The organism is Halomonas binhaiensis (assembly GCF_008329985.2).
Lineage (GTDB): Bacteria > Pseudomonadota > Gammaproteobacteria > Pseudomonadales > Halomonadaceae > Halomonas > Halomonas binhaiensis.
The window spans coordinates 753,042-776,444 of the sequence record NZ_CP038437.2 but is presented as its reverse complement, the minus strand read 5'-3'; the positions used below and the strand labels follow the sequence as shown (position 1 = coordinate 776,444).

The window sequence follows — 23,403 nt, the reverse complement described above, 5'->3', positions numbered from 1 at the left end:
GTAAAATGACGCCAGTTCTGTGCCAAGCTGGAATAATGATTCCATTGGCACCTTTTACATTTTCGTTCGCAACTGATGATCAACAGGAGCTGTGAATGTCTTCCTCGGCCCAAGACCGACGGCGTTCCCTGCTACAAGAAACTCGCTGTGATTCCTGCCGACTGAGCTCGCTCTGCCTGCCGTTGTCACTCGACACGAACGACCTGGAACGCTTCGACTCCATTATTCGTCGTCATCCACCGATCAAGAAAGGCACTCGCTTGATTGAACAGGGAGACCCTTTCACCAGCATATATGCCGTACGCTCAGGAAGCTTGAAGCAAACCATCACTGAAGGTAGTGGTGAAGCCCAACTGACCAATTTTTTTCTACCCAGCGAAATCATTGGGCTCGATGGCATCAGCGATGGCTTGTATACCGGCAGTGTCGTGGCCCTGGAAATGACTACGGTATGCGAGATTCCATTCGATCGTCTCGATACCTTATCCCAGACGCTGCCCGAGCTACGCTCCCAGTTGCTGAGAACCATCAGCAAGGAGTTGCACCAGGACCGGCGCATGATGCAGCTGCTCTCGCGCAAGACTGCCGACCAAAGACTGGCCTGCTTCTTCCTCGGACTATCCGATCGCTTCAGGCGACGCGGGTATTCGCCTTTCAGCTTCCGCCTATCCATGTCCCGCGCAGATATCGGTAATCACCTGGGCCTTGCGGTAGAAACCATTAGTCGCATCCTTGGACGCTTCCAACAGCAGGACCTGGTCGCAGTATCCGGCCGTGAAGTACATATCCTCAACATCAATGACCTGACGAGACTCGCTGACACTGAAACAAACTAAGTCTCTGAAAACAACCACCGGTATATGGCAGGCACTCCAACCACTTCATGATGAACAAACAAAAAGGCAACCCATCACCACATGGGCGCCTTTTCGTTTCATATTGAAAAAGCATGTCTCTGCCACATATATTTCCAGGCACCAAGAATTGCCAGACGTCCATAACTCAGTCAGCCTTGCCCTGCCATTCATGGTTCTTTTTTCCGGCTGAACAAGTCATTATTAAGCATGAAGTAGTGCACTATATATATCAGGATACCTGACGCTTCAGCCAGAATTCTCGCCCTGTCTCAGAACCACACTCTTCCCTGGCCTTATCCGCTGCGGCCAGTGCCATTCGCTGGGCATCTTGTGGAAATGCCAGCAGGCGTCTCATGCATTCTTGCCAGTGATCAGAATGGTCTTCCGCCAGCAGCCCATCAACCTCATCACTGACCAGATCCTTGTATGGAGAGCGTTGGCTGTAGATTCCAACGCCACCCATCAGCGTAATATCCAGGAACTTGATATAGGACTTTCCTGCATTGAACGCGGTGGGCCATAGCGGCGCGAGACCGATATGGATGCGGTGCTTGCATTGATAGTCCAGGAAGTCTTTCCAGAGGAGAGGGGATGGCGTGCTCACCCGCTTCAGGGTAGCCAGCTCTGGTGGAGCAAAACGCCCAAGCATCAACTCGAACTGCACTTGATGGCATGCTTCATGGATTGATGCCAGTGCCGGGATAATATGCTCGAGATCCTTCAGATGGGCACGAGTACCATGAAACCCTACACGCCATTCAGCGGCCTTGAAATGTTCAAGGCTGGGTGGGGTCGCAATCAGCCCGGGTGTCAGGATGCTGACATGACGGTGCCGATCGACAAAAGTCCTGGCAAGCTGATCGCTGCATGCAATCACCTCATCAACCAATGGCAGCAATCGCTTCTGTTCCTCCACCTTGGCAGCCATACGCTGGCGATAGCCTTCAGGCAGCGAATGATCCTGCACTGCTGCAGAAAGATCATCGTCAATCACGTAATACACCCCGGCCAGGCGAGAACGCTCACGCTCCAGAACTTCACACCAGGGTAGCGACAGGCCACGGCAAACGATGACATGAGCATCGCGCATCAACCGTCGCAGCCACGGCCAGCACCAGCGCGGGTGACGCCAAGTTCGTGTATCCAGGCGCGTGATACGAGCGCCACGTTCCTGCAACCAGGGCGCAACAGAAGCAAGAAAATAGATGTCTTCCGTAGGTCTGGCGCCATCGCTGAGCACTAGCCAGTGAGCCTGTCTCCTGTTCATGCCCAGCGTCTCAACACTGCACCTCCCAGCCATGCCAGCAAAAGGCAGGCCAGCAAGGGAGACAATACATCAAGTACCGAATCCAGGCTCCAGTGATACACCAGCCCGTAGTACCAGCTCACAGCATTGCCACCGCCCCCCTTGTATTCATGCTGTGCGATTTCCCGGCCCAGAAAAACGGCCACACTAATGGCACCTGCCGACCAACGTCCAAAAAACGGCCACAAGCACACCTGGATACCCATACCGATAACGAAGTGCTCAAGATGTGTGCCATTCAATATCATCGACGAGGCCTCGGCGCAGGGAGACATTTTCTCTTCATACACATAGCGCGAAGCCCTGACCTCGCCTGCCGTCACTGTAACCCGCCCCTCAGTGACAAATGAAGGGTGTCAAAAAAACCTTGAGGAAGTGACTAACGATCAGACACCCCCTCATAGGCATTAGAGCGCTCTATCGAAACACCAGTGAATGCGAACCTTGTTACAAAACAATCTGCTCACACGAATTTTCATTTAATGACAAAGCATTAACAAACAAAAACCCCGCCACACTTCTGTACGCTTCGAAACCAGCATCACCAGTGCCGCTGATAGCTGGCAGCGGATAGCCCATTCCAGCTCTCTCGCACCGTTACAGGTGTAACACCTGCTTTTTGGGCTTGCCATATTAGGCATTAGGTCTACTACATTAGTTCTCTGGAGACATCGGCTAACAGACGGAATTAATAGTGTCACATAAAAGCATTAGATATTTCGTACTGCGCCATGTAAGAGTACCTCGGATGCCTCTTTGAAAATGGCCTCGCAGGGCTATCACTTCACGTGCAAGGGAACACCATAATGGATATCAAAACAACGGAATTAGGTGGAAGCTTCAGCGATGTACCCCCGTGGGTTCTGGAGGGTAACAACCTCGTTTTGGAAGAACCGTCCAAAGTGCTGCTGCACCTGGACCCAGATGATATTCAATCCTTCACTCGCGAAGGCGATGATCTGATCATCGTTACCAATGACGGCCAGGTCATCACACTGACCGACTTCTATGTAGACCCAGGCACAGGCCCCAGCGAGCTGTATCTCGTCGATGACGAAGGTGCCATTGTGTGGGCAAACCTTGGCCCCGCGGGCTCAGACGGTGTCGTCTTTGCCGAATTCATCCCTACTGGCGAAACGGCTGACTTCGCCATGGTAGCGGCGGGTGGCGCCGAGGATGGCATCAATCCCTGGGTAGTGGGTGGCGCAGCCGGATTACTGGCCCTTGTAGCCGCCGCCGCTGGTGGCGGTGGTGGTGGCGGTGGTGGCGGAGGAGATGATGATGACCCCACCTCTCCGAACCCGGACACCACCGCTCCGGACGCCCCTGTCGTCAACCCGACCAATGGCAGCACCATCAGCGGTACCGCCGAGCCAGGCAGCACCATCGAGGTCGATACCGATGGTGACGGCAACCCCGATTACACCGCGACTGCCGACGATGACGGCAACTGGTCCATCACTCCGGATCAGCCTCTCGATGATGGCTCCGAGATCACCGTTACCGCGACCGACCCTTCCGGCAACACCAGCGACCCCACTACCGTCACCGTTGACGGCATCGCTCCGGACGCCCCTGTCGTCAACCCGACCAATGGCAGCACCATCAGCGGTACTGCCGAGCCAGGCAGCACCATCGAGGTCGATACCGATGGTGATGGCAATCCCGATTACACCACGACGACCGATGATGACGGCAACTGGTCCATCACTCCCGATGAGCCACTTGACGATGGCTCCGAGATCACTGTTACCGCAACCGATCCGGCCGGCAACACCAGCGACCCCACGACCACCACGGTTGATGGCACTGCACCGGATGCCCCGGTTGTCGACCCGACCAATGGTGAAACCATCGGCGGTACCGCCGAGCCAGGCAGCACCATCGAGGTCGATACCGATGGTGATGGCAACCCCGATTACACCACGACGACCGATGATGACGGCAACTGGTCCATCACTCCGGATCAGCCTCTCGATGATGGCTCCGAGATCACCGTTACTGCGACTGATCCAGCCGGAAATACCAGCGAGCCCACCACCTCCACCGTCGATGCCACGGCTCCGGATGCTCCGGTCGTCGATCCGACCAATGGTGAAACCATCGGCGGTACCGCCGAGCCAGGCAGCACCATCGAGGTCGATACCGATGGTGACGGCAACCCCGATTACACCGCCACAACTGATGATGACGGCAACTGGTCGGTCACTCCCGATGAGCCCCTTGCCGATGGCACCGAAGTTACCGTTACCGCAACCGATCCGGCTGGCAATACCAGCGAGCCCACCACCTCCACCGTCGATGCCACAGCGCCGGATGCCCCGGTCATCAATCCAACCGATGGCAGCGTGATCAATGGTACTGCCGAGCCGGGCTCCACGGTCGGTGTCGATACCGATGGTGACGGTAACCCTGACTACACTGCACCTGTCGATGATGCAGGCAACTGGTCGGTCACTCCAGATGCCCCGCTGGAAAACGGCACCGAAATCAGCGCCACTGCCACTGACCCGGCGGGCAACACCAGTGATCCGGCCACCGCAACTGTCGACACCTCGGTGGTAATGGCTCCTGTGATCATCACCGCTGACGACGATGTGGGTGCCATCACGGATCCGCTGTCCAGCGGCGACAGCACCGATGACACTCTGCCTGTCCTCAACGGTACGGCACCTGCCGACAGCACCGTGACCATCTTCCAGGATGGCACCGAGATTGGCACAGCGACCGCGGATGCCGATGGCAACTGGAGCTTCCCGCTGGATGCCGAACTGGCCGAAGGCGACTACAGCTTCACCGCCACCGCGACCGTCGGCGGCAACACCTCAGATCCTAGTGACGCCTTCGAGCTGACCGTCGACACGACCGCACCGAATGCCCCGGCTATCAACCCGACTGATGGCACGGAAATCAGCGGGACGGCCGAAACCGGCGCCACCGTCAACATCGATACTGACGGCGACGGCACCCCGGATCTGACAGCTGAAGTGCAGCCGGATGGTACCTGGAGCGCGACGCCGGATGCTCCGCTGGCTGATGGTACCGAACTGAGCGTCACTGCGACTGATCCGGCTGGCAACACCAGCGATCCCGTCAGCGTCACCGTGGGTGGTGGCGGTGTGGGTGTGACTGCCCCAGTCATCGGCGCCATCACGGACGATGAGGGGGATATCACGGGCGACCTCGTCAGCGGCGACAGCACCGATGACACCCTGCCTGTCCTCAACGGCACAGCACCTGCCGACAGCACCGTGACCATCTTCCAGGATGGCACCGAGGTTGGCACTGCGACCGCTGATGCCGATGGCAACTGGAGCTTCCCGCTGGATGCCGAACTGGCTGAAGGCAGCTACAGCTTCACCGCCACCGCGACCGTCGACGGCACCGAGTCCGACCCAAGCGCAGCCTTCGAGCTGACCGTGGACCTCACCAGCCCCGGTGGCGCCGACGGCAGCGATGCCCCGACGCTGGCCCTCCCCGAGGCCGATGATGGCTTTATCAATGCTGACGAGTTGGCCGACGGCATCCAGGCCGAGGTCACTCTGACCGCCGGCACTCAGGAAGGTGATACCGTCACCCTGACCCTCAATGACGGCACCACCGTCGAGTACACCGTGACCGCGGATGACGTGACTGCTGGTTCCGCCAGCATGGCCATTCCCGGCACTCTGGCCGACAGTGACTACAGCGCAACGGTGGTGATCAGTGATGACGCAGGCAATATCTCCGCGACCTCTGACCCCATCACCTTTGGTGTCGATACCACTGCGCCGGAAGCTCCGGTCATCAACCCGACTGATGGCAGCGAACTCAATGGTACTGCCGAGCCAGGTTCCACCGTCAACATTGATACCGATGGCGACGGCACCCCGGACCTGACTACCGAGGTCGATCCCGACGGTAACTGGAGCGTGACCCCTGATGCCCCGCTGGATGGCGGCACCGAAGTCAGCGCCACGGTCACTGACCCGGCGGGTAACACCAGTGATCCTGTCACGGCAACCGTCGACACCTCGATCGTGATGGCCCCTGTGATCATCACGGCTGACGACGATGTGGGTGACATCACGGATCCGTTGTCCAGCGGCGACAGCACCGATGACACCCTGCCTGTCCTCAACGGCACGGCACCTGCCGACAGCACCGTGACCATCTTCCAGGATGGCACCGAGATTGGCACAGCGACCGCGGATGCCGATGGCAACTGGAGCTTCCCGCTGGATGCCGAACTGGCCGAAGGCGACTACAGCTTCACCGCCACCGCGACCGATGCTGACGGTAACGCCTCCGACCCGAGTGCGGCTTTCGATCTGACGGTCGACACCACGGCACCGGAAGCTCCGGTCATCAACCCGACCGATGGCAGCGAAATCAGCGGTACTGCCGAGCCCGGCTCTACGGTCAACGTCGATACCGATGGCGACGGCACCCCGGACCTGACCGCCGAGGTCGACCCCGACGGTAACTGGAGCGTGACCCCGGAAACTCCGCTGGATGACGGCACCGAAATCAGCGCTACCGTCACCGACCCGGCCGGCAACACCAGCGATCCGGTCACCGCGACGGTGGATGGTTCTGTTGTCATGCCGCCGGAAATTGGCTCGGTGACTGATGATGTGGGCGATGTCGTGGCCGATCTGGCCAGCGGTGACAGCACTGATGACACTCTGCCGACTCTGACCGGCACCGCCGCTGCCGACAGCACCGTGACCATCCTTCAGGATGGCACCGAGATTGGCACAGCGACGGCCGATGCCGATGGCAACTGGAGCTTCACCCCGGATGCCGAACTGGCTGAAGGTACCTACAGCTTCACTGCCACCACCACGGATGCCGATGGTAACGTCTCCGCCGAAAGCCCTGCTTTCGAGCTGACCATCGATACCACGGCACCGGATGCCCCGGTCGTCAACCCGACCGATGGCAGCGAAATCAGCGGCACTGCCGAGCCGGGCTCCACGGTCAACATCGATACCGATGGCGACGGTACTCCGGATCTGACTGCCGAGGTCGATCCCGACGGTAACTGGAGCGTGACGCCGGATGCCCCGCTGGGCGATGGCACCGAAATCAGCGCTACTGTCACCGACCCAGCCGGCAACACCAGCGATCCGGTCAACGTCACCGTAGGTGGCGGCGGTGCAGGTGTGACTGCCCCGGTCATCGGCGCCGCGACCGACGATGTGGGTGATGTGGTCGCGGATCTGGCCAGCGGTGACAGCACTGATGACACTCTGCCGACCCTGAACGGTACTGCCGATGCTGACGCGACCATCACTGTCTTCCAAGACGGCACCGAGATTGGCACAGCGACTGCCGATGCGGATGGCAACTGGAGCTTCATCCCGGATGCCGACCTGGCTGAAGGCACCTACAGCTTTACTGCCACCGCGACCGATGCTGACGGCAACACCTCCGATGCGAGTGCTGCTTTCGAGCTGACCATCGACACCACCGCCCCGGATGCCCCAGCCATCAACCCGACCGATGGCACCGAAATCAGCGGCACTGCCGAAGCAGGCGCCACCGTCAATATCGATACTGATGGCGACGGCACCCCGGACCTGACGGCTGAAGTGCAGCCGGATGGTACCTGGAGCGTGACGCCGGATGCTCCGCTGGCCGATGGTGCCGAGCTGAGCGTCACCGCGACCGACCCTGCCGGCAACACCAGCGATCCCGTCAGCGTCACCGTGGGTGGCGGCGGTGTGGGTGTGACCGCTCCGGTCATCGGCGCGATCACGGACGATGTAGGGGATATCACGGGCGACCTCGTCAGCGGCGACAGCACCGATGACACCCTGCCGACTCTGACCGGTACGGCCATTGCCGACGCGACCATCACTGTCTTCCAAGACGGCACCGAGATTGGCACAGCGACTGCCGATGCCGATGGCAACTGGAGCTACACCCCGGATGCCGATCTGGCTGAAGGCAGCTACAGCTTTACTGCCACCGCAACCGATGCTGATGGCAACACGTCCGATGCCAGTGCTGCCTTCGAGCTGACCGTCGATACCACGGCACCGGAAGCTCCGGTCGTCAACCCGACCGATGGCACCGAAATCAGCGGTACGGCCGAACCAGGTGCCACGGTCAACATCGATACCGATGGTGACGGTACCCCGGACCTGACCGCCGAGGTCGACCCCGACGGTAACTGGAGTGTGACGCCGGATGCCCCGCTGGGCGATGGCACCGACTTGAGCGTCACTGTCACTGACCCGGCGGGTAACAGCAGTGACCCGGTCAACGTCACCGTGGGTGGCGGCGGTGCAGGTGTGACGGCTCCGGTCATCGGCGCCGCGATCGACGATGTGGGAGATGTGGTAGCGGATCTGGCCAGCGGTGACAGCACTGACGACACTCTGCCGACCCTCACCGGTACCGCCGATGCCGACGCGACCATTACCATCCTCCAGGATGGCACCGAGGTCGGTACTGCGACCGCCGACGCCGATGGCAACTGGAGCTTCACCCCGGATGCCGATCTGGCGGAAGGTACCTACAGCTTTACTGCCACCGCGACCGATGCTGACGGCAACACCTCCGATGCCAGTGCTGCCTTCGAGCTGACCGTCGATACCACCGCACCGGATGCGCCAGTCGTCAACCCGACCGATGGCACTGAAGTCAGCGGGACGGCCGAACCAGGTGCCACGGTCAACATCGATACCGATGGTGACGGTACCCCGGACCTGACCGCCGAGGTCGACCCCGACGGTAACTGGAGTGTGACGCCGGATGCCCCGCTGGGCGATGGCACCGACCTGAGCGTCACTGTCACTGATCCGGCTGGTAACAGCAGTGATCCGGTCAACGTCACCGTGGGTGGCGGCGGTACTGGCGTTACGGCTCCGGTCATCGGCGCCGCGACCGACGATGTGGGAGATGTGGTAGCGGATCTGGCCAGCGGTGACAGCACTGACGACACTCTGCCGACCCTCACCGGTACGGCTGATGCCGACGCGACTATCACCATCTTCCAGGATGGCACCGAGGTCGGTACCGCGACTGCCGATGCCGATGGCAACTGGAGCTTCACCCCGGATGCCGATCTGGCTGAAGGTACCTACAGCTTTACTGCCACCGCGACCGATGCTGACGGCAACACTTCCGATGCCAGTGCCGCCTTCGAGCTGACCGTCGATACTACGGCACCGGATGCTCCGGCCGTAGATCCGACCGATGGCACTGCCATCAGCGGTACTGCCGAAGCGGGCAGCACTGTCAACATCGATACCGATGGTGACGGTACTCCAGACCTGACGGCTGAAGTGCAACCAGATGGTACCTGGAGCGTGACCCCGGATGCTCCGTTGGCCGATGGCACTGACCTGAGCGTCACCGCCACCGATCCGGCGGGCAACACCAGTGATCCGGTCAACGTCACCGTGGGTGGCGGCGGTGCTGGCGTCACGGCCCCGGTCATCGCTGCGGCGACCGACGATGTCGGCGATGTGGTAGCGGATCTGGCCAGCGGCGACAGTACTGACGACACTCTGCCGACCCTGACCGGTACGGCCGTTGCTGACGCGACCATCACCATCTTCCAGGATGGCACTGAGGTCGGCACCGCGACTGCCGATGCCGATGGCAACTGGAGCTTCACCCCGGATGCCGATCTGGCTGAAGGCAGCTACAGCTTCACTGCCACCGCAACCGATGCTGACGGCAACACTTCTGATGCGAGTGCTGCCTTCGAACTGACCGTCGATACGACCGCCCCGGATGCCCCGGTCGTCGATCCGACCGATGGCACTGCCATCAGCGGTACTGCCGAAGCGGGCAGCACTGTCAACATCGATACTGATGGTGACGGTACTCCAGACCTGACGGCTGAAGTGCAGCCAGATGGTACCTGGAGCGTGACCCCGGATGCTCCGTTGGCCGATGGCACTGACCTGAGCGTCACCGCCACCGATCCGGCGGGCAACACCAGTGATCCGGTCAACGTCACCGTGGGTGGCGGCGGTGCTGGCGTCACGGCCCCGGTCATCGCTGCGGCGACCGACGATGTCGGCGATGTGGTAGCGGATCTGGCCAGCGGTGACAGTACTGACGACACTCTGCCGACCCTGACCGGTACGGCCGTTGCCGACGCGACCATCACCATCTTCCAGGATGGCACTGAGGTCGGCACCGCGACTGCCGATGCCGATGGCAACTGGAGCTTCACCCCGGATGCCGATCTGGCTGAAGGCAGCTACAGCTTCACTGCCACCGCAACCGATGCTGACGGCAACACTTCTGATGCGAGTGCTGCCTTCGAACTGACCGTCGATACGACCGCCCCGGATGCCCCGGTCGTCGATCCGACCGATGGCACTGCCATCAGCGGTACTGCCGAAGCGGGTAGCACCGTCAACATCGATACTGATGGTGACGGTACCCCGGACCTGACGGCTGACGTCGATGCCGATGGCAACTGGAGCGTGACCCCGGATGCCCCGCTGGCCGATGGTGCCGAGTTGAGCGTCACCGCCACCGATCCGGCGGGCAACACCAGCGGTCCGGCTACGGTTACCGTGGGTGGCGGTGGTGGCACCGTTACAGCCCCTGTCATCACTGCCGCAACCGACGATGTGGGTAGTGTCCTGGACGATCTGGCCAGCGGTGACAGCACTGACGACACCCTGCCGACCCTGACCGGTACGGCCGATGCTGGCGCGACCATCACCATCTTCCAGGATGGTACCGAGATCGGTACTGCCACGGCGGGTGCCGGCGGCAACTGGAGCTTCACTCCGGATGCCGATCTGGCCGAAGGCAGCTACAGCTTCACTGCCACCGCAACCGATGCTGACGGCAACACCTCCGATGCGAGTGCTGCCTTCGAACTGACCGTCGATACGACCGCCCCGGATGCCCCGGTCGTCGATCCGACCGATGGCACTGCCATCAGCGGTACCGCCGAAGCAGGCAGCACCATCAACATCGATACCGATGGTGATGGCAACCCGGACCTGACCGCTGACGTCGATGCTGACGGCAACTGGTCGGTCACCCCGGGCACGCCGCTTGCCGCGGGCATCGTCCTGGCCATCACGGCCATGGATGCGGCTGGCAACATCAGCGCGGAAGCTTCAGCGACCGTAGGAGCGGTTTCGCTTGATACGGATGGTGACGGCAGCACGGTCGGAATTACCGGCATCACTGAAGACACTGGCTTCGATGCCAATGACTTCTTCACCTCGGATAACACTCTGCAGATCAATGGCTTCATCGATCTTGATGATGGACATGATCTCAGCGTCGAGTTTAACGGCACGACCTATACCGAGGCTGATGCCGAGTTCACCGTGAACGCGGATGGCACCTGGGTCCTCGACCTGACCGACACCGTCCTGGATGATGGGCAATATGTCGCTACCGCCACCATCAGCAACGGTACTGACAGTGAAAGTATCACCAGAACCATCACGGTGCAGTCCGATACCTCACCAGTGGTATCCGCCAGCAGCGGTGGCCTTTTGGGACTGGTCGGCGTGGAAGCCCTGGGTGGCATTCTCGATCTCAGCACCCAGATGTTCACCGCCTATGATCCGACTGGCGACCTGACCTCCATCGAGATCGAGTACGTCGCTCTGATCGGGGTATCGCTAAATATCGATACCTGGACAGCATCTGAGCAACTGGCATCCGAGCTGGGGCTGACCTTCACCAGGGAGGTCGAACCTGGACTCCTGGGCATCGTTGGCCCGACGGCAAGGATGACGATTACCGCAGAGGACGGCGGTACCATCGGCAACCTGGAGATCAACGAGTTCCTCGGCTCAGTACAGCTCGCGTCGTCGCTGCTCGGAGCCAGTCTCCTACCGACGATCAACATCACGGCCACCGATGCCGAGGGGCAGACAGCGTCAGATTCTGCGACCAACCTGCTCGACCTGGATCTGCTGGGCGGTGCGGGCACCTCGGTGATCGAAGGTACTGCCGAAGCCGATACCCTGGATGGTACAGGTGGGGCTGATCGCCTCTACGGCTACGACGGTGACGACGTTCTCAACGGTGGTGCAGGTAATGACACCCTGCGTGGTGGTAACGGCAACGACACCCTCAACGGCGGAGATGGCAACGATGTCCTGGTCTATGATGGCCTGGGCAACGATACCTTCGACGGCGGAGCTGGAGAGGACACCCTGGTCCTGGCCGGTGCAGGTGTCGAGCTGGACTTCGTCAGCGGTGCAGCCCCCGAAGTGGCCAACGTCGAGCATCTGTCGATCGGTGGTACTGGGGCCAACACTGTCACTCTGGACGAGGCATCAGTGATCTCGATCACCGATGACAATAACCAGCTGTACATCGAGGGTGATGCCAGCGACACGTTGAACATTTCCGGGGCCACGGCAACCGGTAACTCGCAGACGTCTGCCAACGGCGATATCACCTATAACGAGTACACCCTGGGCAACACCACAGTGCTTGTCGAAGACCAAGTCAACGTGGAGGTGGCCTGATCCGTATGAACTGGGAAGATGTTTCAAGCAATACCCTAGCGCCACCAAAGGCATCCTCCCAGCCACTGTTCGGCAAACCATCCCACCGCCCCGGAAGCCCGGGGCGGTGGGCCTCTCATTTGCGGCCGATCGCCCTCGTCGTGGCACTGGCAAGCCTGCCAGTGCCCGCATGGGCGATCAGTCTTGTAGAGGCGGTGAACCAGGGGCTGGAGGTACATCCTGAAGTTCTGGCGGCAGAATCCGAAGCACAAAGTGCAGAAACCCAAGTCGATATTGCCAAGGATAGCTATTGGCCATCACTTTCCATGTCAGCCGGCCCAGAGAACGTTCTCGACGATAGCAAGGTCGGCTATGAAATTACCGCCACCCAGGTACTGTACGACTGGGGCAATATTGGCGCTCAGGTTGATGGCGCCTCTGCGGAATATCGTGAAAAGCTGGAGGCCCTGAAAGTCACCAGCGATGAAGCCGCACTGGATATCATCGAAATCTATCTGGATGTCCTGGCAGCCAGTGCACGCCTCAGTGCTGTCGAAGACTATGAAGCACGTCTTGCCAAGCTGCAGGGCCTGCTCACTGACCGCGATACCAGTGGCTACAGCGATCGCAGTGAAAGCGACCGAGCAACTCTGGAAGTCGCTCGTGCCAATGAGCAACTGTCCGTTGAAATGGGCGCTCTGGATGAAGCCCGCCAGCAGTTCCGCGTACTGGTGGAAGCCTCACCTTACGATCTCTCTCAACCCCCTTTCGTCTCGCTGCTCGAAACGATGGAGCAGCCTGATCGACTCGAACAAGCCCTGCTCGATGCTCCGGCCTTGCAGCGCAGCCATGCCGAAGTGGATGTTGCGCGATCGAACCTCGATCAGTCCAAGGCCAAGCTCAAGCCACAACTGAATCTCGAAGGTTCTCTGCTCAACCGGGAAATCGGTGGGAACATGGAGGATGACCAGATCGTTGCCTTGCGCCTGCGCATGGAACCGATCCAAGGGCTTTCCAACTGGCGCGAGGTAGATTCTGCGCGCCAGCGACTGCAAGCCGCAGAATGGACCAAGTCCGCAACCCAGCGTGATATACGCCGCAATCTGGACAGCTTGCTCGATCAGCGCAAGGTGATCCTGGGACGCATCAAACAGGTCGAACAGCAGATCAGTAGTTCCGCGGCCGTGGTAGATACCTACCGCGAGCAATTCCAGGCAGGCTTTCGCGATATAGCAGACATCTTGAGCATCGAGCGGGAACGTTTCGAAGCCGAGCGCCAGAAAGCTGATCTTGCCATCGAGAAATACCGGCTCGAATACCAGGCTGCTACGCAGCTGGGCATGTTGGGCCAAGTATTGAAATAAGTGATAAGTGAAGGGGACCTTCCATGGCGGAATGGAAAGCCGCATCGGGTGTCGAAGACACCCTGCGCAGTGGGCTGGTGCTGCTATGCCGGCAATTGGGGCGCGGTGCCACCGTCAATCAACTAGGCGATGGTTTTCCGTTGCAAGCTGGGTGCCTTCCCCTTTCTCACCTGCCTCGGGCGCTTCGGCGTGTCGAGGTAAGCGGCAAGGTGGAGGCCGTATCTGTCAATAAGGTGGCCAAAGGTCTCCTGCCCGTACTAGTGCTGCTGGAGGACGGGAGAACCGTTGTCTGGGCAGACAGGCAGGAAGACACAGCCATTGTGCTTCTACCTGAGAGTGATGGTGGCAGCGAAAGCTGGCCACTAGAAGAGTTGCAAAGGCGCTCCTCTGGGCTCATCGTGATTGCCCGCCCCATCTTTCGTCCCGATGAGCGAGCCGAAGACTTTGCCAAGGCCGAAGATGAGCATTGGCTGAAAGGCCCGATCAAGAAATGCTGGAAAGACTACAGCGAAGTGGGTGTGGCGGCTTTCATGGCCAACCTGCTCGCCATTTCCACCGCCCTGTTTGCTATGCAGGTCTATGATCGCGTGGTGCCAAACGAGGCCTTTTCGACCTTGTGGATTCTCGCCAGCGGTGTGGGCATCGCGGTACTGTTCGAGTTTCTTCTGCGCAACCTTCGCGCTCACATTCTCGATAGCACTGGCAAGGCACTGGACCTGCATTTGTCGTCAATGCTGTTTGACCGTGTGATGCAACTGCGCCTGGCCGCCAAGCCTGGCTCGACAGGCGCCTTTTCAAGCCAGATCAGGGAATTCGAGTCGGTTCGTGAATTCCTCACCTCCTCCACCATCGGTGCAATCAGTGACTTGCCCTTCGTCTTGCTGTTCCTCGGCGTCATTGCCTTTGTAGGTGGCCATATGGTCTGGGTGCCCGTCGCCGCCATGGTATTGATGGTTCTGCCTGGGTTGTTGGCCCAGAAGACTCTGGCACGCCTTTCCCGCCAATGCCTCAAGGAAGGCGCTGTTCGTCAAGGCGTACTGCTTGAGTCGATCGAGAACCTGGAGACCGTCAAGGCCACCCGTGCAGAAGGTCGCCAGTTGAAGATGTGGGATAACCTGTCCCAGGATCTGGCCGAGGCCAATATTCGTCAGCGCACACTATCCACCCGCCTGTCCTTCGGTGCCAGCATGGTCCAGCAATTGGCCTATGTAGGTGTGGTCATTACCGGTGTTTATCTGATCTCCGCGGGCGAGCTCACCGTGGGTGCTCTGATCGCCTGTACCATTCTGACCTCGCGCACCGTGTCACCGCTGTCCCAGGTCGCAGGCATGCTGGCACGCTGGCAGCACGTCAAGGTCGCCATGGAAGGACTGGACAACCTGATGGAAGCTCCAGTGGAGCGCCCCGCAGATCGTCATTTCGTGCGACGCCCCGACCTGCAGGGCAACTATCGCCTGGAGAAAGTGACCTGGCAGTATGGGGAAGCCGAACTGCCATCGCTGAGCATCTCTCAACTGGATATCCAGGCAGGTGAGCGTATCGCCCTGTTAGGAGGCAACGGCGCAGGAAAGAGCACGTTATTGCGCCTGTTGGCTGGCTATTTCGATCCCAGCGCTGGAAACCTGGAGCTGGATGACGTCTCACTGCAGCATATCGACCCTGCAGACCGTCGCCGGGCCATCGGCTACCTGCCTCAGGACATATCCCTGTTCTTTGGTAGTCTGCGTGACAATCTTCTGCTCGATGGCGAGGCAAAGGACGATAGCGAACTGCTGGATGCACTTGATGCAGCAGGGCTTGGCCGCTTCGTTCGTCGCCATAGCATGGGCCTGGACATGCCCATTCAGGGCAACGGCAGTGTTTCCGGAGGTCAGCGTCAGGCGATTGGTCTGGCCAGGATACTGCTTCAGGACCCACGTATCGTGTTGATGGACGAGCCAACTTCAGCCTTTGATCAGACCAACGAACAGAATGTGGTTCGTTTTCTCAACACCTGGCTGGAAGGCCGCACTCTGGTGGTTTCGACACACAAGAAATCTCTGCTTGCCTTGACTCATCGAGCCGTGGTGCTGAAAGAAGGTGCTGTGGTGATGGATGCCCCTCAGGATCAGATCATCAACGGCAATCAAGTAAGGACATCCGCAGCCGGCCAAGTGGCAAGAGTCGGTCGCCAGGCCAAGGGAGGAGCCGCCAGTGCAAATTGAAAACACCATGGCAGCTCCATGGGAGCAGCGTAAAAAGTTCAAGGTTGCACGACCGGCGCTATGGCTGAGCGCTCTCATCATCGCTGGTTTCGTTGGCTGGGCCGCCTGGGCTCAAGTTGACGAAGTGACACGAGGTGAGGGAAAGGTAATCCCACTATCGCGGATGCAGACCATCCAGAGTCTGGAAGGCGGCATTCTCAGCCAACTGATGGTCAATATCGGCGACGAGGTGGAAATCGGACAGCCCTTGGTCAAGCTGGACGATACCCGCTTTCTCAGTGCCTTTCTCGAAACCCAAAGCCAGATTCTCGTATTACGGGCAGCCATTGCACGTCTAGAGTCAGAAGTTCTGGAAAAAGAGAAAGTCGAATTCCCTGAGGACATCGATCCTGAAGGTGAGCTGGCTCAGTCGGAACGTGACTTGTTCAACGCCAGGCGTGCTCGCCTTATACAGGCACAGAACTCTATTCAGGATGAAATCGCGATCACCCAACAACAGTTGAACCTGGTGAAGCCACTGGTACAACGCCGTTCTGTCAGTGAGATGGAGGCACTCAAGCTGCAGCAGAGCATCGCATCACTCGCTGGCAAACTGGCAGAAATGCGCAACACCTACGTACAAGATGCCTATTCAGAGTTGTCCAGCAAGCAGGCCGAACTCAGCACCTTGGAACAGACACTACTGCAAAAGCGTGATCAGTTGACGCGTACGGAAATTCGTTCTCCGGTGAATGGAAGAGTCAATGACATCATGATCACAACCCATGGCGGTGTCGTTCAGCCAGGTGAGGAGATCATGGAAGTGACACCATTGGGTGACCAGCTGTTGATTGAAGCACGCGTTCGCCCGAAGGATGTGGCCTTCATTGCGCCCGGCATGCCGGCCAGTGTCAAGATCACCGCCTATGATTACACCATCTACGGAGACCTGAAAGGCACTGTCGAGCAGATCAGTGAGGACACCATCGAAGAAGAAACGCCTCAGGGTAAAGAATCCTATTACGAGGTGCTGGTACGTACCAAGGAAGCCAGCCTTCATCACAAAGGGCAGACGCTAGAAATTCGCCCCGGCATGGTGGCAGAAGTCGATATCCAGACAGGTAAACGCTCGATCCTGAGCTATCTGCTCAAGCCCATCATCAAGGCCAGATTGTATTGATGCGGGCTTAGTGAAAATTGCACTAATGGCATGAAGATGTGGCCAAGGGTTTCAGAAGCTCTTGGCCACTTTTTTGGCCGCCAGCCATTTTGAACACAGCCACAACCAACGACTCCGGCATTCCATCAGGCCTTTAGCGTGGCTATCTGCTCGAGTAAAAGGACTTCTTCAGAAATATAAAAAAGGTAATCCCCATAGCGGGATTACCTTTTTAGCACCAGGAGTAAAGATCAGAGCGGAGACAGGCCATCCACGATGCCATCCAGGCCGCCAAGTCCTAAGCTGCCCGTAATGTCACCCAGAGAATCCAGAATCAACATGGGCGTCTGGATAATGCCGCTGGCAGCACCAGAAACAAGGCTACTGGCCCCAGCGAGAACAAGCACGCCACCTCCGAGAAGGTCGCTCAAGGCCTGATTGAAAGTGACGCCCCCCGCAACAACATTGAGCTCGTCTTCACTTAGCGTGCGAATCGTGGATTCAGACATAATACCCTCCAGAGCATTCCGTCGTATCAAGCATGATGGATATATTTATATTCAGCCTCGAGTCTTGTAGAAGAGTCATCGTCAAGTCAATCACATTTTGTTAACAGATGATAACAACAATACTCATCAGTTATCGTATGAATCATTTTGTTCGCTATGCTGAAAATCACGTCAATTACTGCCAGAAAGCCTCGCTCATCGGTAGCAGAATCCATCATGAATGAGGTATGTTTGGCGAGCTGGCTTACAGGCCTTTTCATCCGCGTCATCTTTTTAAAAAATATAAGAATACTTAGCTTCGAATAAAGCTTCCCCTTGACCCTGGTGGTCAGAGGTATCTGGCAGCAGGGTTCAGTAAAGGAGTGTCAATGGAATGGCAAAGAATCCCCCTTTGTTCCGACCAGAGTCGTTTAAGTCACGTCAAATGTCATGGCTTGGCCAACCTGCAGTGTTACAAAATGTTTCTACAGGGGTGGTGGCTATCATTTCAATTATTATAGTCATCTCCATCATCTTGTTTCTGTATTTTGGCAACTATACCAGACGCGTTGCTGTCTCAGGCGTTATATCACCTACTGAGGGATTGACCCGTATTACTTCTCCAAATAATGGTTGGATAAGCCACCAATTCGTCAAGGAAGGTGATGACGTAAAGCGTGGAGAACCACTTTATGAAGTTAGCTTTGATAGCTCAACCTCTCTTGGCAACACTCAGGCTGCCATCAATCAGCTATTGAGAGAGCAAAGAGAAGAAATTCAAGCGGAAATCACCCGTAGTGAAGAAATCTCAATAAAGGACAAACAGGCCTTGCAGAACAGAAGCGAAGGCCTTGAGCAAGAAATCTCACAGATTGATAACCAGATAGCCACCATGGAAGAATTTCTGGAGACCCTGCATGGCTATGCCATGAAGCAAAAAGAATATGTTGATCGAGGCTATACGGTTTCCCAAGCATTCGAAAGTCGTTTACAGACATATATCGGATATAGAGATGATCTTGAAAACTACAAGAGACAACGAATTATCTTGTCTGATGATTTAAATGAAATGAATGACACTCTGGCATCTTTCGATTTGAAAAAATCTTCGGAAATTGCTGAGCTAAAACGCCAACTCATCAATGTCGAACAGCAAATTGCTGAAGGACAAGCTAGAGAGTCCATCCGTATCACTGCGCCCAGAAATGGCCAAGTCACTTCCGTCATAAAGCAGGAAGGGCAAACAGTTGATACCGGCACACCACTGCTTACTATTTTGCCTGACTATGCAGAGCTAAAAGCTCAATTGCTGGTTCCCAGTAATGACATTGGCTTCTTGAAAGAGGGTGATAAAGTCCAGCTTCGCTATGCCGCATTCCCTTATCAGAAGTTTGGACAATACCCAGGCATTGTTTCCAATATCTCGCGAGCACCTCTGAAGCAGGATGAAATAAGGCTGCTGGTTGACGAAGGTGCTGCCGCCCCCGAGTCAACAGCCATCTATCGAATCTCAGTAAGACCAGACACGCCTTTTGCCATGGCCTACGGCGCACAGATTCCATTGCAGGCAGGCATGCAAGTGGAGGCCCACGTTCTGGTTGAAACACGTCCGCTTTACCAATGGATATTCGAGCCACTATATGGACTCTCGGAAGTATTGAGCTCTGGGGAGGCAACACAATGAACCTTGCAGAACTTCCAAAACGTCTTCTTGGCTCAATGAAGAAAGGCACGCCGGTCATCATTCAGTCTGAGGCGGCAGAATGTGGTCTTGCATGCATGGCCATGGTGGCAAGCTATCACGGCCACGCGCTTGACCTCCCTGCCATGCGTCGGCATTTTGCCACCTCACTCAAGGGTATGGCACTAAGAGACCTCCTTGAAATTGGTAATGGCCTGCATCTGTCCACTCGTGCAGTGCGCCTGGAGCTTGAGGATCTAAAACAGCTAAAACTGCCTTGTATCCTGCATTGGGATCACAACCACTTTGTGGTTCTGACCCGTGTTGGGTCACGTGGCGTGACGATCCATGACCCAGCGACAGGCAGCCGAACGCTGACGATGTCAGAAGTTTCAAGCCACTTTACTGGCGTTGCACTGGAAGCCTGGCCAACGGAATTCTTCGCCAAGAAAGACGAACGTGAACGTATTCACGTTACTGAAATGATCAAGCGGACTGCGGGCATCGGCCGGGCAGCGCTTCAGATTCTGTCTATTTCAGTCCTCCTTGAACTCGTCACCATCGCCATGCCAATTGGTTTTCAGATGATAATTGATGAAGTCATAGTGGCTTCTGATTATGACCTGCTTACCTTGATTACCATTGCCTTCTGCTTCTTTCTTGCTCTCCAGGTTTTGGCAAGCTTCATTCGCTCCTGGACATCCATGCTGATTGGCTCCGGCTTGGTGCTGCAATGGAAGGCAGGCCTGTTCGATCATTTGATGCGGCTGCCTCTCAGCTACTTTGAAAAACGCCATGTCGGGGACATCGTATCCCGCTTTGGTTCCGTGGATTCTATTCAACAAACCCTGACGACAACGGCTATCACGACACTGCTGGATGGCGGTATGTCCATCGCCCTCATCATCATGATGTGGCTTTATGGCGGCTGGCTGGCCGGCATTGCGATGATAGCGGTGGTGTTATATACGATCCTCAGAGTCGCGACATATTTCAGGTATCGCAGTTTGTCGGAAGAAGCCATTGTCTACGCCGCCAAAGAGAACACGCATTTCATGGAGAGTCTCAGGGGCATGGCCAGCCTGAAGGTAATGAACCTGAAAGAGCGTCGTCGCTCAGTGTGGGTGAATTACCTTGTTGACAGAATCAATGCGAACTTGAAAGTGCAAAAGTTCGATGTTGTCTTCCAGACCGCCAGCAAGCTGATTTTTGGTATCGACCGCATCATCATTATTTACCTGGGAGCCAAGGCAATTCTTGGAGATACCCTTTCAGTCGGTATGCTTATCGCGTTCCTGTCCTACAAGGACCAGTTTGCTGCAAGAATGGATAGCTTCGTCACCACTATCTTGAGCCTTCGCATGTTGTCGCTGCATGGCGAACGTATCGCCGATATTGCGCTTTCAGAGCCCGAGGAAAGCCAGATCGATGCAGCGGAACAGGCCTACGATACGGCGGGAACAGAAAAGCTCGGTCGCCTGGAAATTGAAAACGTGAGCTTCCGCTATTCGGACAATGAGCCGGATGTACTGAAGAATATCAATATCACGATCGAGCAGAATGAATGCGTCGGGATCTCAGGCCCTTCTGGCACAGGCAAGACGACACTGATGAAAATCATCTCTGGCCTGATGCTGCCTAACGAAGGGGAAGTTCGTATCGATGGCAAAACTCTCTCGACACTGGGTCTGAATGCCTATCGGGACAGAATTGGCTGTGTCCTGCAGGATGACCGCCTGTTTGCGGGCTCCATCGCTGAGAACATCTGTAGTTTCGACCCAAACCCTGACCTGCGTCTCATGCAGCAATGTGCGATGCTGGCCGCCATACACACGGAAATTGCCAAGATGCCAATGGGGTATGAAACCTTTGTCGGCGACATGGGAAGCACCTTGTCTGGTGGTCAGAGGCAGCGAATCATTCTGGCGAGAGCCCTATACCGCCGACCCAGCCTGCTGCTCCTCGATGAGGCGACGAGCAACCTGGACCCGGAAAATGAGGCTGCTATCAATGCTGCCATCAAGCAGCTTTCCATCACCCGAATAGTGATTGCCCACCGTCCTTCGACACTGGCCATGACCGACAGGGTCATCGATCTCAAGGAGCTGCAGGACCAGGCGTCTAACGCACAATGATAAAAGAACACTGATAAAAGAACATTGACACAAAAACCATGAGACAAGAACAATTAAAACAAGTGTCTTGAGATATCTCTCCCCTTCTTTACTTTGATGACTTCTATTCAAATATAAAGAAGGGGAGATTTTATTAATCACTCAAATAATCGATAATGGCATCACACAGCTGCCCCTTGGCAGCTCTATCAAATGCAGCAAACATGGGCTGTGAATTCACTTCAAGAAAATGCAGTTGCCCTTCATCATCAGCCATGAAATCGGCAGCAGCATAGTCAAGCTCCAGACGATCGCACAATGACATCAGTTTTTCACCTATATCCTGTGGTACATCGGTGAACTCTATTTCTATATCTTTTGTACACCGATAATCGAGTGCTGCCGAGTGAAGCCAAAAGGCCAGCATTCTTGGGCCAATGCGGTAAATTCGCATTTCTGGACGGTTGAGACGCGGCTGAATAAAACGAGGATACGCGCCAGGGTCCTCCGGTAAATCTCCGACAAGTCCAGTATACTCTCCCCCCGCAACAGGCTTTTGGACCATTCCCTCATCGATGCCAGTGAAGTCGTTGATAACGACCGTGTCCGGAATGGGCAATCCAAAGTCCTGTGCAAGAATAAGATTATGGATCTTGTTGTTTTCCCGAAGGTAAAAATACCGGTTGAATAGCTTGATATCCTGCTTTCCTGTTACCCATCCACGTACAGCCTGATACCAGTTCAAGGCTCTGGAATGCGCCAGGGCAAGATTATCAGTCTTGTACAGGAAAACATCATGCCTGATAAAACACCCCGTTGGAGATATGGCAACGCCATTCAGCTCGAAGCTATTTTTCTTTATGTCTATACGTAGATCAGGTGGATTTTCTGGTCCCACAAGAAGCTTATGAAATGGAATTTCCCTTTGTTCCAGACGTTGAGCGAGCACTCGGATATTTACATCAAGCTGACCACCAGCAATCAATATCATATTATGATCAACCAATAATTTAGAATGTTAGTCTAGACAGATAGCATTTATGAGTGAATAAATACCATACGCGATTCGTCACTGGCCCACATTTCCTATAACTACCTTATTGTCATTATACTTTCATAAAAAATCACCCCAGCTCAAAAAAGCCAGAGTGCCACGTGGTTATCATTACGTGACACTCTGGCATCTTCCACAACTATTCTGTCAGTTCCATCCGAAATCGAAATGGAAGTCGATATCCAGCGCTGAGCTCAGCATGTCCCACGGTTCTTCTTCACCAAGCGCCAGGGTCGTTGCCCAGCAACCGCCGCCGCCACCGATGCCACCGCCATCTTCTTCACCAAGCGCCAGGGTCGTTGCCATGTCGCCCAGACCACCTCGGATCATGGCATACTCATCTTCTCGCAGGCACCTAATGCTATCACCTGCCAGGGATTCTTTTGCTGCTTTATCAATAGCTGACATTGATGCACTCTCCTGTTGGTTTTACTTCAATTCCCCAAAAAACCCGCTATCCGCCTTCAGGCAGATATATAACTCAGTGCGGATTGGCATGCTAAGTTACTCCGTATGTTTCACGGAGACTATTTAACATGCCGAATACTATTGTAGGCTTGGATATAAATCGACACCGTAACAGTTTGTGATTTTCATACTAACAACTACCAACAGTAATTACATAAACCATCAGAAACATGCTTCAAACGACAAGGAGAAATCAATCTGCGAGATACCCCTCCAGCCATCACCAAATAAAACATTACGAAACCAAAAGAACAAACTAATAAGACTCTCATCACGTTCTAGGCCAGAGA

12 protein-coding genes are annotated in these 23,403 nt (G+C 56.4%); 7 read left to right on the top strand and 5 right to left on the bottom strand.

What is annotated here, in order from left to right:
* The first annotated feature begins 95 nt into the window (after positions 1-95).
* Positions 96-836 (top strand): fumarate/nitrate reduction transcriptional regulator Fnr, encoded by a 741-nt coding sequence (fnr, locus tag E4T21_RS03355; protein ID WP_149283516.1) that lies wholly within the window; start codon positions 96-98, stop codon positions 834-836.
* 250 nt (positions 837-1,086) lie between these two features.
* Here the strand turns inward: fnr and E4T21_RS03350 are convergent, their stop codons facing one another.
* On the bottom strand, positions 1,087-2,124 hold the full coding sequence (locus E4T21_RS03350; protein ID WP_149283514.1) for a glycosyltransferase family protein: 1,038 nt from the start codon (positions 2,122-2,124) through the stop codon (positions 1,087-1,089).
* Positions 2,121-2,438, bottom strand: coding sequence for a hypothetical protein (locus tag E4T21_RS03345; RefSeq protein ID WP_240349272.1), 318 nt, complete (start codon positions 2,436-2,438; stop codon positions 2,121-2,123). Before E4T21_RS03345 ends, E4T21_RS03350 begins: the two co-directional genes overlap by 4 nt.
* A 531-nt stretch (positions 2,439-2,969) precedes the next feature.
* Between E4T21_RS03345 and E4T21_RS03340 the strand changes: the two genes are divergently transcribed.
* The 4 genes from E4T21_RS03340 to E4T21_RS03325 are packed head-to-tail and all read left to right on the top strand — an operon-like array spanning position 2,970 to position 17,329.
* Entirely contained in the window at positions 2,970-12,623 is a 9,654-nt protein-coding gene (locus E4T21_RS03340) for an Ig-like domain-containing protein (RefSeq protein ID WP_149283512.1), read from the top strand.
* 5 nt (positions 12,624-12,628) lie between these two features.
* Positions 12,629-13,966 (top strand): TolC family protein, encoded by a 1,338-nt coding sequence (locus E4T21_RS03335; protein ID WP_149283510.1) that lies wholly within the window; start codon positions 12,629-12,631, stop codon positions 13,964-13,966.
* Positions 13,967-13,989: 23 nt separating this feature from the next.
* Entirely contained in the window at positions 13,990-16,170 is a 2,181-nt protein-coding gene (locus E4T21_RS03330; protein ID WP_149283508.1) for a type I secretion system permease/ATPase, read from the top strand.
* Positions 16,160-17,329 (top strand): HlyD family type I secretion periplasmic adaptor subunit, encoded by a 1,170-nt coding sequence (locus tag E4T21_RS03325; RefSeq protein ID WP_240349271.1) that lies wholly within the window; start codon positions 16,160-16,162, stop codon positions 17,327-17,329. The genes E4T21_RS03330 and E4T21_RS03325 overlap by 11 nt, the downstream gene beginning before the upstream one ends.
* Before the next feature lie 230 nt (positions 17,330-17,559).
* Here E4T21_RS03325 and E4T21_RS03320 read toward each other — a convergent pair whose 3' ends face one another.
* Positions 17,560-17,817: a hypothetical protein gene (locus E4T21_RS03320; RefSeq protein ID WP_149283506.1), complete on the bottom strand. Its 258-nt coding sequence runs from the start codon at positions 17,815-17,817 to the stop codon at positions 17,560-17,562.
* A gap of 373 nt (positions 17,818-18,190) precedes the next feature.
* On the opposite strand from E4T21_RS03320, the gene E4T21_RS03315 reads away from it, so the two are divergent.
* Both E4T21_RS03315 and E4T21_RS03310 read left to right on the top strand, forming a co-directional pair.
* On the top strand, positions 18,191-19,480 hold the full coding sequence (locus tag E4T21_RS03315) for an HlyD family secretion protein (RefSeq protein ID WP_149283504.1): 1,290 nt from the start codon (positions 18,191-18,193) through the stop codon (positions 19,478-19,480).
* On the top strand, positions 19,477-21,612 hold the full coding sequence (locus tag E4T21_RS03310) for a peptidase domain-containing ABC transporter (protein ID WP_149283502.1): 2,136 nt from the start codon (positions 19,477-19,479) through the stop codon (positions 21,610-21,612). Before E4T21_RS03315 ends, E4T21_RS03310 begins: the two co-directional genes overlap by 4 nt.
* Positions 21,613-21,745: 133 nt before the next feature.
* Here the strand turns inward: E4T21_RS03310 and E4T21_RS03305 are convergent, their stop codons facing one another.
* Positions 21,746-22,582, bottom strand: coding sequence for an ATP-grasp domain-containing protein (locus E4T21_RS03305; protein WP_149283500.1), 837 nt, complete (start codon positions 22,580-22,582; stop codon positions 21,746-21,748).
* Between the two features lie 210 nt (positions 22,583-22,792).
* Entirely contained in the window at positions 22,793-22,975 is a 183-nt protein-coding gene (locus E4T21_RS03300; RefSeq protein WP_149283498.1) for a hypothetical protein, read from the bottom strand.
* Positions 22,976-23,403: the final 428 nt, after the last annotated feature.